The organism is Coriobacteriia bacterium (genome assembly GCA_030652115.1).
Taxonomy (GTDB): domain Bacteria; phylum Actinomycetota; class Coriobacteriia; order Anaerosomatales; family Anaerosomataceae; genus UBA6100.
Genome location: JAUSBK010000001.1, coordinates 261,645 through 272,986, shown reverse-complemented (window position 1 = coordinate 272,986; position 11,342 = coordinate 261,645). Strand labels below are relative to the sequence as shown.

General features: G+C 67.2%; 14 protein-coding genes and 1 riboswitch. Of the genes, 7 read left to right on the top strand and 7 right to left on the bottom strand.

All coding sequences use genetic code 11. The annotated features are described in order from the left end of the window. The first annotated feature begins 2 nt into the window (after nucleotides 1-2). Both Q7W51_01390 and Q7W51_01385 read left to right on the top strand, forming a co-directional pair. On the top strand, nucleotides 3-458 hold the full coding sequence (locus Q7W51_01390) for a response regulator (GenBank protein ID MDO8847030.1): 456 nt from the start codon (nucleotides 3-5) through the stop codon (nucleotides 456-458). 35 nt (nucleotides 459-493) lie between these two features. Next, nucleotides 494-898 carry a response regulator gene (locus Q7W51_01385; GenBank protein ID MDO8847029.1) on the top strand — a complete coding sequence of 135 codons (405 nt, stop codon included), beginning with the start codon at nucleotides 494-496 and terminating at the stop codon, nucleotides 896-898. 7 nt (nucleotides 899-905) lie between these two features. Here Q7W51_01385 and Q7W51_01380 read toward each other — a convergent pair whose 3' ends face one another. Continuing rightward, complete coding sequence (locus Q7W51_01380) at nucleotides 906-1,511, bottom strand: GNAT family N-acetyltransferase (GenBank protein MDO8847028.1); 606 nt, start codon at nucleotides 1,509-1,511, stop codon at nucleotides 906-908. Nucleotides 1,512-1,729: 218 nt separating this feature from the next. On the opposite strand from Q7W51_01380, the gene Q7W51_01375 reads away from it, so the two are divergent. Continuing rightward, on the top strand, nucleotides 1,730-1,936 hold the full coding sequence (locus tag Q7W51_01375; protein ID MDO8847027.1) for a hypothetical protein: 207 nt from the start codon (nucleotides 1,730-1,732) through the stop codon (nucleotides 1,934-1,936). Between the two features lie 90 nt (nucleotides 1,937-2,026). Here the strand turns inward: Q7W51_01375 and Q7W51_01370 are convergent, their stop codons facing one another. Then, nucleotides 2,027-2,440 carry a DUF2177 family protein gene (locus tag Q7W51_01370; GenBank protein MDO8847026.1) on the bottom strand — a complete coding sequence of 138 codons (414 nt, stop codon included), beginning with the start codon at nucleotides 2,438-2,440 and terminating at the stop codon, nucleotides 2,027-2,029. Between the two features lie 101 nt (nucleotides 2,441-2,541). Between Q7W51_01370 and Q7W51_01365 the strand changes: the two genes are divergently transcribed. The 4 genes from Q7W51_01365 to Q7W51_01350 all read left to right on the top strand — a co-directional run bounded on the left by Q7W51_01365 (nucleotide 2,542) and on the right by Q7W51_01350 (nucleotide 7,823). Further along, complete coding sequence (locus Q7W51_01365) at nucleotides 2,542-3,441, top strand: HAD hydrolase family protein (protein MDO8847025.1); 900 nt, start codon at nucleotides 2,542-2,544, stop codon at nucleotides 3,439-3,441. Nucleotides 3,442-3,633: 192 nt separating this feature from the next. Continuing rightward, nucleotides 3,634-3,836, top strand: a riboswitch (M-box (ykoK) riboswitch). A 226-nt stretch (nucleotides 3,837-4,062) separates the two neighbouring features. Beyond that, complete coding sequence (mgtE, locus tag Q7W51_01360) at nucleotides 4,063-5,940, top strand: magnesium transporter (GenBank protein MDO8847024.1); 1,878 nt, start codon at nucleotides 4,063-4,065, stop codon at nucleotides 5,938-5,940. Between the two features lie 3 nt (nucleotides 5,941-5,943). Further along, the gene (locus Q7W51_01355; protein MDO8847023.1) at nucleotides 5,944-7,194 is read left to right on the top strand and encodes an Nramp family divalent metal transporter; all 1,251 of its coding nucleotides are present in this window, start codon (nucleotides 5,944-5,946) and stop codon (nucleotides 7,192-7,194) included. A 20-nt stretch (nucleotides 7,195-7,214) separates the two neighbouring features. Then, entirely contained in the window at nucleotides 7,215-7,823 is a 609-nt protein-coding gene (locus Q7W51_01350; GenBank protein ID MDO8847022.1) for a 5-formyltetrahydrofolate cyclo-ligase, read from the top strand. On the opposite strand, the gene Q7W51_01345 is transcribed toward Q7W51_01350, so the two are convergent. From Q7W51_01345 to Q7W51_01325, 5 genes are all read right to left on the bottom strand, one after another. Beyond that, the gene (locus tag Q7W51_01345) at nucleotides 7,807-8,931 is read right to left on the bottom strand and encodes a polysaccharide deacetylase family protein (protein MDO8847021.1); all 1,125 of its coding nucleotides are present in this window, start codon (nucleotides 8,929-8,931) and stop codon (nucleotides 7,807-7,809) included. The two genes, Q7W51_01350 and Q7W51_01345, sit on opposite strands and share 17 nt — an antisense overlap. A gap of 7 nt (nucleotides 8,932-8,938) precedes the next feature. Beyond that, entirely contained in the window at nucleotides 8,939-9,433 is a 495-nt protein-coding gene (locus Q7W51_01340) for a YbaK/EbsC family protein (protein MDO8847020.1), read from the bottom strand. Further along, nucleotides 9,430-10,074 carry a GNAT family N-acetyltransferase gene (locus tag Q7W51_01335; protein ID MDO8847019.1) on the bottom strand — a complete coding sequence of 215 codons (645 nt, stop codon included), beginning with the start codon at nucleotides 10,072-10,074 and terminating at the stop codon, nucleotides 9,430-9,432. The genes Q7W51_01340 and Q7W51_01335 overlap by 4 nt, the downstream gene beginning before the upstream one ends. Before the next feature lie 6 nt (nucleotides 10,075-10,080). Next, nucleotides 10,081-10,764: a PRC-barrel domain-containing protein gene (locus Q7W51_01330; GenBank protein MDO8847018.1), complete on the bottom strand. Its 684-nt coding sequence runs from the start codon at nucleotides 10,762-10,764 to the stop codon at nucleotides 10,081-10,083. Between the two features lie 93 nt (nucleotides 10,765-10,857). Beyond that, entirely contained in the window at nucleotides 10,858-11,322 is a 465-nt protein-coding gene (locus tag Q7W51_01325) for a YtxH domain-containing protein (protein MDO8847017.1), read from the bottom strand. Nucleotides 11,323-11,342 lie beyond the last annotated feature (20 nt).

The following is an 11,342-nucleotide window of genomic DNA, read 5'->3' as shown; positions in this document are numbered from 1 at the left end:
GCATGAAGAGGATCCTCGTTGTCGATGATGAATCGTCGATTCGGAGACTGCTGAACGTGGCCCTAACGGGCCGTGGGTTCGAAGTCCTCGAGGCCGAAGACGGGCTCCAGGCGATGGGCATGGTTGCTGCCGAGAAGCCGGATCTTGTAGTCCTCGATGTGATGATGCCGGGAATGACCGGCCATCAGGTACACGACAAGCTCCGCCAGAACCCTGCGACCAAGGAGCTTCCGATACTCTTCCTCTCGGCGGCGGGCACGTTCGAGGAGCAGCACCGGGAGATCGCCGCTGACCCATTCAGCGACTACCTGCCCAAGCCGTTCAAGCCTTCGGAAGTGGCCGATCACATCTCGGCGATGCTGGATCCGGCACGGCGTGCCGAGCACGAGCGCGAGCGCAGGAGCCGCGAAGCCAAGCTCAACAAGATCGTCGAGATCATGCACCGCGATCGCGACTAGAGAGACCATCCGACCGTCACTTCCAGGGGGCAGATGTGGCAGCCGAACGGCTCATACTCACCGCTGACGACAACCAGCAGATCCGCATGCTCGTGAAGGCGGCGCTACGCTCGCTCGGACACGAGCTCATCGAGGCGGTGGACGGCGAGCAAGCGCTCGAACTCGCCCTCGATCGCACGCCCGATCTCATTCTGCTCGACGTGACCATGCCCAAGCTCGATGGCTGGGAGGTCTTGCACTTCCTGCGGCTGCGGCCCGAGACAGCAGAAGTGCCCGTCATGATGCTCACGACGGCCGCGCAGAAGGTGGACCTCGAGCACGGCGCGTCGCTCGGCTGTAGCGACTACCTCACCAAGCCGTTCACGCCGAGCGACCTGCGCGCGCACGTCGAGCGCATGCTGGCCGCGTCGGACGGTGCAGACGGAGAGACCGCGCAGTAGCACGCCGTCAGGCCGGGCACACCGAACGCCGAAGGCGGATTTCGTCGCGCACGCGAATCCCTGAGAAGCCGGGCTCGGCGGAGCCATAGCGGTCCGCAAGCAGCCCCTTGGCTACCGAGTCGATCACAAAACCGTGCCGCTGGTAGAAGGAGAACGACGGAACGTCGTCGTTGCTGATCGCCGCCTTCACGCCGGGCAGACCGCGGTCTGCCGCCACCTTCACTGCGGCGTCGAGGAGCGCACCGCCAACGCCGTGGCCCTGAAAACCGGGGAATACGCTCAGCAACACGACCGCCAGGTCGCCCCCATCCACCGCAAGCGAGACGACACCCGCGAAGCGGCCTTCGGAGGCGGCGACGAGGTTCTCCTGACCCAGCACGTCGAACGAGCGCCCGAACACGTCCACGTCGGTCTCTCCGAGCGCCTGATCGCAGATGTCCTCGATATCGCCGCGATCGGCGCGCGTGGCAGCGCGTACCTCCACGGCCACATCGCTCCTGCCGGGCTGATGCCCGTCGCACGTCACGGTAAGTCTGGCCTGCGTGAGTGGGAGTTCCTTGCCACACTCGCCGCAGCGATAGTGCGGGAACGGGATACCTGACTGATCGGTCACGGGAGAGCCTCCTCGGGCGACGACGCGAGCGCGAGCGTGCCCAGTATAGACCCCGGATGGCGCCTTTCGGCACACGAGTCGGCGGGTGGCATGATGCCTCGGCGGACGGCAGTCGACCCCCAGGGACCGGGGTTTGCCTCGACAATTCTGAGGGTATTAAGTGTTGTTAAGGCTTCGTCGCCAGAGGGTTAGCCCTCGGCGAAAGGAAAGGAGGGGCCATGACACGGACGATGATCGTGATCGCATTGGCTATCGTGATGATACTCGTACTCGCCGCTCCGGCGTTCGCACTACCAGGCTCGGGTGGCGCGGGCCGTGACTTCGGTCTGCATCACGCGGAACACGCGCAGCTGCACGGCGGGTTCGACGCCGAGATGAACCCCGGCGTCATGCACCGCGGTTTCTCAGGCTGGCCGATGGAGTAGCCCGGCACTGCTCGTGCACCTCAAGACGCCCGCTCCGTCCGGAGCGGGCGTCCTTGTACCACGGGCGCCGGTCAGACCTTCGGCAGAGACCTAGCTGATGCCCAACCACTTCCCCGCATAGTATCCGGCAACGGAGACGATGCTCGTGACGGTGGTTCCCCACACGAGGTCGATCGCGGAGACCTGCCATGCCCAACCCTCGATCGTGGCGAGGTTGGTGAGATCGTAGGTTGCGTACGCGAGCAGTCCGAACAGCGCCCCGCGCCACAGCGCGCCGAGCACCGCACCCTCGCGAAGTCCGGGCACCACCGCGAGCGCGACGACGCCGATCACGTACAGCAGGTAGAAGACCGCCGCGACACCCAGTTTCGGTTCGCTCGAAAGCAGGGAGCCGAGATACGGCTGGTAGATGCGCTTGGTGGCGATCGAAAGCCAGACCAGGTCCACCGCGAAGAACACCACCGCGCAGATCGCATACGGCCCCGCCAGCTTCGTGAACGACATCGTTGCTCCTTTCGGGGAGTGTTGGTGTGTGTATTCCCCCGGGCACCTACCGGGAGCGGCATGACCTACAATGGACGCACCTTCGGGAAGGGAACGCCCGCATGTCGACCGACACGCCGCTCCTCGCCACTGACCCGCGCGCTCTCGAAGCGCTCGCGGGCGTGCGCGTGCTCTATACCGACCTCGACGGCACGCTCGTAGCCAAGGGCGGTAGCGTGCTCGCCGACGCGGAGGCGCGTCCGTCGCTCGTGGTAGCCGAGGCGATCGTCGCGCTCGCACATGCGGGCCTGTCGGTCGTGCCGATCTCCGGCCGTGGTCGGCTGCAGCTGCGTGAGCTCACGCAGCTCCTCGGCTGGGACGGCTACATCGCGGAGGCCGGCGGGATCATCGTGCACGGCGCGGGGCTGGACTTCGAGGAGCGCGTCGACCACGGCACCTGGGCCCAGGATGCGCTCGCCGAAGGCATGACGCCCTTTCAGGCGATCAACGGGGTCCGTGCCGCCGAGACGCTCATGGAGGCCCTCCCCGGCCGCATCGAACACTACGCACCGTGGCAGATGGACCGAGAGGTCTCGCTGCTCCTCAGGGGCTGTCTGGATGTTGCCGAGGGCCAGGCAGTCCTCGACACGCTCCCGCTCCCGCTCGACCTGGTGGATAACGGCATGCTGCGCAGCTACGGAACGCTCACCTGCCGCGACATGCCGCCCCACGCGTATCATGTGGTACCGCGGGGCGTTTCGAAGACCCGGGCGATCGACCTGGATCTTGCATGGCGGGGCCTCACGCGCGACCAGGCCGCCGCGATCGGCGACTCGGCCACCGACCTTCAGATGGCCGACGCTGTGGGCGTGATGGCGCTGGTGGCAAACGCGTTCGGCAGTAACGGCGTGGTGAGTGGCCTGGCGAGCACCCCGCGCGACAATGTGTGGCGCACCGAGCGCGAGCGGACCGAGGGCTGGGCGGAGTTCGGGCAGGCGTGGCTGGAGGCGCTCGGCGGCTAGACGGCGGCCGAAGCCGAGGGAATGGCCGCAGGCCCTGCCGCCTCGCCCCGCAGCGGCCGTAAGCGGCAGAGTCGCCTCTCGCTGCGCCCGATTCCTGCAGGCACGTGATGCGCTTCACACTCTTGCCGTTTCCGCTGCTCAGGCCTACAATCGCAGGTGCGTCGCGGCTCGACGCATTGACAGCGACAAGAGCGCTCCATCTGTTACGGTGCGGCTCCTGTTCGAACACAGGCCACTGCCCGGAAATGTCGAGAGACGCCAATGGGTATAACAGCCCTCCCCGGCTTAAGGGGAAGGCTAACGTGGCTGGGACTGCAAAGGCGGAACCTCGCCGCACGAGATTCTCGTGTGCCCTACGTCGGACAGTGCCAAATCCGCAGACGAGGGACGGAGCAGCGGTGCGGCGAGCCTGATGCCGCGTCGTACGCGGTGCACGCCGCAGCGAGGTCCCCGTCTCACAGATGAGGGGCCTCTTTTCGTCGTCTGCACTGTTGCCGAGAGAAACGGACCCTGGTGACTCCATCAAGTCCCTAGGTCCCGGCTCCTGACGATCGCGTCGGGGTCCGGGACCCCCGTCACGATCGACCTGCCGGCGATAGCCGCCGGGAGGGAAGGAGCCATATGTTCTACCTGACCCAGATGCTGGGCAAGCCGGTGGTGGATGCTGCCGGCGAGGTCATCGGCGAGATCAGCGACATCGCGATCGCCACCGGCGAAGTGTTCCCGCGCGTCACCTCACTCGCCTTCCTCGGCCCCACCAAGACACCGTTCATGTTGTCATGGCGCAAGTACGTGGCCGCGCTCACCGACGAGCACGTCGAGCTCTCGGCCGAGCGCCCCGCGCTGCGCTTCAGCTACCTGCAGCCCGACGAGGTGCTGCTCGCGCGCGACCTGCTCAACAAGCAGATCGTCGACACCCAGGGCATGAAGGTCGTGCGCGTGAACGACCTCAAGCTCTCCGAGAGCAAGGGCCAGCTCCGGCTACTCGGCGCCGAGGTGGGCATCCGCGGCATTCTGCGCGGGTTGCATCCGGTGGTCGAGCATGCGGCGGCGGGACTGGCCAGACTCGTCGGCCGCGAGCTTCCCGAGAGCCTCATCGCGTGGAACTACATGGACCTGCTCGACCGCGACCTCAGCCACGTGCGGCTCTCCGTCACCCACAAGCGGCTGCACGAGCTGCACCCCGCCGACGTGGCCGACGTGCTCGAGCAACTCGGCCCCACGCAGCGCGCGCGGGTGTTCGAGCACCTCGACAACGTGCAGGCCGCACTCACGGTCGCCGAGCTCGAGGACGAGTTCCAGGCAGACCTCATCGACGACCTCGGCGATCAGCGGGCGTCCGACATCCTCGAAGAGATGGACCCCGACGACGCGGCCGACATCATCGGCGACCTGCCGTACGACAAGGCCGAGGCGCTGCTGCGCCTGATGGGCGTGCAGGAGGCGAGCGCCATCCGCTCGCTCCTCGGCTACCGCGAGAAGACAGCGGGCGGCATCATGACGCCCGAGGTCACCACCGTAAACGACGAGATGACCGTCCAGCAGGTGATCGACTACCTGCGCACCGGCGCGGCCGAGCACGAGAGCATCTACTACATCTACGTGGTGGACGAGAACCGGCGCCTCGAGGGCGTGATCTCGCTGCGCGACCTCGTGATGTCTGAGCCCACGACTCCGGTGGCCGGGCTGGTGGAGCGCGAGGTCATCATGGTCGGTCCCGACGACGACCAGGAAGACGTGGCCGACACGATGAGCAAGTACGACCTGCTCGCGCTCCCGGTGGTGGACGAGACCGGCAAGCTGCTCGGCATCGTGACCGTCGACGACGCCCTCGATGTCATGGAGGAGGAGTCCGCCGAGGATCTGGCGATCGCTACCGGCTCCACGCGCGAGCGCGGCGGGCTGGCGAACACGTGGTGGTGGCTGGTGCGACGCGCCGCGTGGGTGTTCGTATGGACCGGCGCGTTGCTCCTGTACCTCGCCGTGTACTACACCGTCCGGCCCGGGCTCGCCGAGACGATGGACACGGCGGTGACCACCGCACTGGTCCGATTCGTGCCGTGGGCGCTCGTGCTGATGCCGGTGTTGTTGCGCACGATCGAGGAGATCTCGTCGCGAAGCCTCGCTGAGTTGATCGAGGGTGCCGATTCGGAGAGTCGTCCATCCCTGGCTCGCCGCCTGCTGCGCGAGTCATCCATCGGCGTGGTGACGGGCCTGGTCGCTGCCGCCCTTGCCTATGCGTTCATCTGGCTCGGGTATGGCGGAGCAGCCCTTTTCGCGATGCCCTTCGGAGTGGCCACGTTCTCCGCGATGCTGCTATCCGTGCTGGTAGGCACGATACTGGGCCACCTCGCACTCAAGCGCAGCGATGAGGGGAAGCGCGTTTCGGGAACAGCGCTCGCCGTGACGGCCATGATTGCCGCCGCAGCGATCTACATGGCCGCAGCCTATCTGGCCGGCGTCCTGTGGGTCTCGGCTGACCTTATGCCTCAGGGCTAACGCGTGAGTTCCACGACCGACAAGAAGCGGCGGCTGCCGTTCTTCGCGCTCCTGGCCGTCATCGGCCCGGGGATCATCGCCGCGTCGGCGGGCAACGACGCCGGTGGCATCTCCACGTACTCGGTCGCCGGCGCGAAGTACGGCTACGCGATGCTGTGGATGATGCTCGCCATGACGCCGAGCTTCATGATCGTGCAGGAGATGGCGGGGCGGATGGGAGCCGTCACCGGCAAGGGCTTCGCCGCACTCATCCGCGAGCGCTTCGGCGTTCGGCTGACCTTCGGCGCGATGCTCATGCTGCTCGCGAGCACAGCGGCCACCACCGTGGCCGAGTTCGCGGGAATCGCCGCGGCCATGGAGATCTTCGGCGTGCCGCGCTTCGTCTCGGTGCCGGTGGCGGCGCTCGTCGTGTGGCTGCTTGTGGTGCGCGGGAGCTATCGGCGGGTCCAGAACGTGCTGCTCGCGCTGTCGTCGATCTTCATCGCGTACGTCGTTGCGGCGTTCCTCGCCGGACCGGACTGGCTCGAGGTCGGGCGTTCGTTCGTGGTCCCCACGGTAATCCCCGACCGCGCGTTCATCGCGCTCGCCATCGGCCTGACCGGTACGACCATCGCACCGTGGATGCAGTTCCTGCTTCAGAGCAACATCGTGGACAAGGGCACCACCGTGAAGGAGTGGTCGCTTGCACGCTGGGACGTGATGGTGGGCGCGCTCGCAGCCAACCTGATCGCCTGCTTCATCATCATCACCACCGCGACCGTCCTGCACCCCGCGGGGATCCAGATCACCGGCGCCGAGGATGCGGCCCGGGCGCTCGCGCCACTCGCCGGCCCCTACGCCGAGTTGCTGTTCTCCATCGGCCTGTTGTCCGCCTCGGTGCTCGCCGCGGCGGTGCTGCCGCTCACCTCGTCCTACGCGATCTGCGAAGCGTTCGGCTGGGAGTCCGGCCTCGACCGAAGCTGGGCCGAGGCGCCGCTGTTCAACTCCCTCTACACCTTCGTCATCGTCGCGGCCGCCGCGGTGATCCTCATCCCGGGACTCGACCTCATCGCCATCATGCTGGTCTCTCAGGTGATCAACGGCGTGCTGCTTCCGTTCCTGCTGGTGTTCATGATGATCATCATCAACGACCGGACGATCATGGGCAGACACGTCAACGGGCGTCTCAACAACGTGCTCTCCTGGACCACCATCGCCGTCGTTATCACCCTCACCGGGGCACTTCTGGTTATGACACTCGTTGGCATCGGCTGACGGCGGGGTATGCTGAGCGTATGGTATTCGCTTCCAGCCACGAGGAACTCGACCGCGCCAAGACCGTCGTCCGACTGCGGGCGCGGGCGGCGCGGCGAACCGTGTTGCCCGAGATGCGTGTGGCCCACGCGTATGCGATCGCCGAGCGCGCACTTCAGCTGCCCGAAATCGCCGACGCCGCCTCGGTCATGCTGTACGGCGCCTCTCCCGAAGAGGCCGACCCAAGCGTGCTCGAGGACGCACTGCGCGACCTCGGAAAGCGGATCGCGTATCCACGCGTCGCGGGCGGTCGTGACCTCACCATCCACTGGGTCGACAGCCACGATGTGCTCGCCGAAGGACCGTATGGCCTGCTGCAGCCTGTCGACGGCACTCCCGGTGCCGTGCTTACCGATCTCTCGGTGATCGTGGTCCCGGGCGTCGCGTTCGACCTCGAGGGGAACCGGCTCGGCTTTGGAGGAGGCTACTACGACACGCTGTTCGCCGGCCCCGATGGCGCACCGCCGACGATCGGCATCGCCTACGACGAGCAGGTCTTCGATGAGGTCCCCCACGAAGACCGCGACCGTCCGGTCGACATCCTGGTGACCCCCACCCGAACCGTGAGGTGCGCTACCAGTCAGACCTGACCGTCGGAAGCTCGTCGAGGGTCACGAACTCGTAGCCGTAGTAGCGCAGTCCATCGATGATCAGCGGGAGCGCGGCGATGGTCGTCGCCTGGTTGCCGCCGCCGTCATGCAACACGATGACCGCTCCGGGGTGTGCCGAGGAGATGACGCTCCACGCGAGGTCCTCGGGCGTCTTGCCCTCGTTCCAGTCCTGCGGGTCGACCGTCCACAGGGCATGACGCATCCCCGTCTGCGCGATGTACGCCTGGGCCGGCCCGCCAAGCCTGCCGCCGGGCGCGCGGATCCACGCCGGGCGCACACCGGTGGTCTCCAGAATGAGCTGGCTGGTGGCCTCGATCTCCCACTGAGCCACGTCGGGCTGCACCCCGCTGAGGTCGACGTGCCAGTACGTGTGGTTACCCACGAGATGGCCTGCGTTCACGACCGACCGCGCAAGATCCGGGGCACGCTCCACGCGCATGCCGAGCATGAAGAACGTCGCGGGCACATTGCGCTCCTGCAGGATCGCGAGCACCTGCTCGGTCTGTCCCGGCCACGGCCCGTCGTCGAAGGTGAGTGCGACCACGTTGGCGCCAGGCTCGGGAACCATGCGAACCACCGCAGGGACGCCGACCGAGACCGTCTCGGTCGTCACAGTCTCACCGGAGACGGCGCCCTTGGTCACCAGGAGCACGGTCGGGGTTCCCGCCACTGCGACCTTCGGCACCGAGCCCGCGCCGATCGTGCGTGCGGGGACCTCGACCTCGACGAACTCCTCGACCACAGGTTCGACGACATCCTCGCCGGGGACGGTCTCGATGCGATCGCCGTTGCGGACCGCGGCCGAGAGTGGCACCGAGGCGCCGTTCAGCTGTGCGTGGCCGGGGCGGCACACCGACTCGGAGAGCACACGATGGCTTGCGACCGACCAGACTCGCCCGTTGCGCAGCCCGTCGCAGCTTTCGATGGCGTCCTCGACCGTGGCGCCGCGTGCAAGCGAGACCGACTCGCCGTTAACCGTTACAGCGATCGCCGCGTAGCCCTGGTGCGTGTAGGGGACGACGATGCCCAGCAGAAGGACCACCAGAACAACGCGCGCCCCGCGCGCTATGCGTCTCCTGATGCTCATAACCCCACTATCGGCCGATGGATACCACTCGTCCGCCCGTGAGTCCGACAAGCCGATCGAACGGCACGGGGACCACGGAGTTCGCGGTCCCGGCGGCCGGCAGGACCGTGTCGTAGCGGCCCAGCGACTCGTCTATCAACACCGTCAGCGCCGCGGGCAGATCGAACGGCGAGACGGAACCGACAGTATACCCTGTGGCCGCAAGGACCGTGCCAGGGTCGGCCAGCCTGACCTTCGTCGCACCGGTCACCGCGCCTATCGCGACTGCGTCTCCGCGTCGGTCTCCTGCAACCACTGCCAGCACGGGAGTCCCGTCGGCGGTGAAGACGAGCGACTTGGCGATCTGCCCGAGCTCACAGCCGACCGCCTCGGCGGCGGCCTGCGCGGTCTTCGTCGAGACATCGAAGGTCCGCACGCCATCCGCAAGACCGTGCGCGTCCAGAAAGCGGCGCACTCGTTCGGCCGATGCACGACCGGATGGCGCCGCGGACTCGTCGGTCACGGGCGTCGCCCGCCGGATGCGATCGTGGCAGGGGCCCGTTTGGGCACCCGCACGGGGATGCGCAGCGATTCGAGAACCGCCTCGAGGTTATCCGACCACGAGACAAGCGACTTGAGATCGAGCTTGAGCAGCGGCACCTCCGGATGCGGCCTCACGACCGTGAAGCCGTTGCGCAGCAGGAACTCGACACCCACCATCGGCGCGTTCTCGTAGTCCGTGCGGCGCGCAAGCGCATACGTCTGGACCGTCCGCTCTCCCCGACCCGCCAGGTCGCGCAACGCAGCCCGCAGCAGCACGCCGCCGAGGCCGTGGCGCCGCGCCTCGGGCGCCAGGTGCATGCAGGCGATCAGCGGTGCACCCTCGAGCGGCGGGCCGGACGGCATGTTCCACGCCTGCGGCAGATAGCCGGGAGGCGCGTACTTGATGAAGCCGAGGAACGCCCCGTCCTCGACGGCTACTCGGCCGCACTCACCCCACTCGGCGGCTACCGTGCGCACCCAGTCGGCGGCGATTCGGGCGTCGCACGCCGACCCGCACTCGCGCGGCAGCACCTCAGCGGACTCCCAGAACACACAGTCGGAGCACTGCGCAGGCAGGTGGTCCCTGTCGGCGATGCTCAACCCTATGAGACGACGCGCCATGGCCGCCTACCCGTCCTCGTCCATGAGCGACTTCGCTTTGTCTATCGCCTTGCGGATGGCCCCGCCCTTGATCGAGCGACCGAGCGCCCGGGAGGCCGCGACACCGACCTCAAGCGCTCCTTCGGCCACCTGGCCTCCCCGCGACTTCACCACGGCGACACCCGAGGCGACGACCTTGGCCGCACCACCCTCCGCCGTGATGTCGGCGTAGCCGGGGAGCACCACCACGGCCTCGCCGTCGAAACCGCGCACGAGCTCACCGGGCACCTCGAGCCTGCCGACGGCGACATCGCCCACAGCGCCGCCCGAGATGCGAAGCAGCGTGACCACGCCCGTCTCGGCGTCGAACGTCACGTCGTGCACGGTGCCGACCTCCCCGCCGTCCTCGGAGCGTACCGGCATCCGTAGCCAGATGACCGAGTCGTCCCAGCTGAAGCCGAGAGCGCGTTCGCCGGCGCCGTCTTTCGGCAGTCGGGTGTCGGACAGCTGGAATGACATGCGGTCCTCGCTGAGCGCGAGCTCGGTGAGCAGCGCGAAGGAGGGCTTCCGGTCGATAACGCCGAGTAGGACGCCCGGATCGATCTGAACGCCGACCACGCGCGGTTCGGACGCGTGGAACAGGACCGCGTTCACGCGCCCCAGAGCACGCCCATCGCTCCCCAGGACACTTCGGCCGTTGTAGGACGTCATACGCGGCAAGCCGGCTCATCTCCCGTGGTCTGAAGACCGAAAGGGACCGGTCGCGCGGAGCGACCGGCCCCTCATGATAGCGCGAGCAGCGCGTTACTCGGCGAAAGGCGCCTCGGGAGCCGCCAGATCGGCGATTGGTTCCACTCCCGGAGCGGTCTTCTCGGCCAGCTTGTCGAGCACACCCTGTGCCTTGCCCTCGACCGTTTCGACGCCGGTCTTCACCGACGTGCCGGCCTTGGCGACGGCGTCCTTCGCCTGCGGTGCGATCTCGTGAACCTTCTCCTTGGCCTGCTGTGAGACGGAGTCGACCTGGTCCTTCAGCCGATCGCGCGCCGCGTCGATCTTGGCGCGGATCTCCTCGGTCTCGTCAACGACCTTGGCTCGAGACGTCTCGTAGAACTCCTTGCCCTCACCCCAGTACTCCTGGGCCTTGGCTGCGACGAACTCGCGGTTATCGCGTCCGGACCGCGGTGAGAACAGCAGACCGAGTGCGGCACCTACGATTCCACCGAGAAGGAACGCGCCAAGGATGCTCTCTCCCCTGCGATAGTCATACATGATGAAGCCACCTCCGGGAT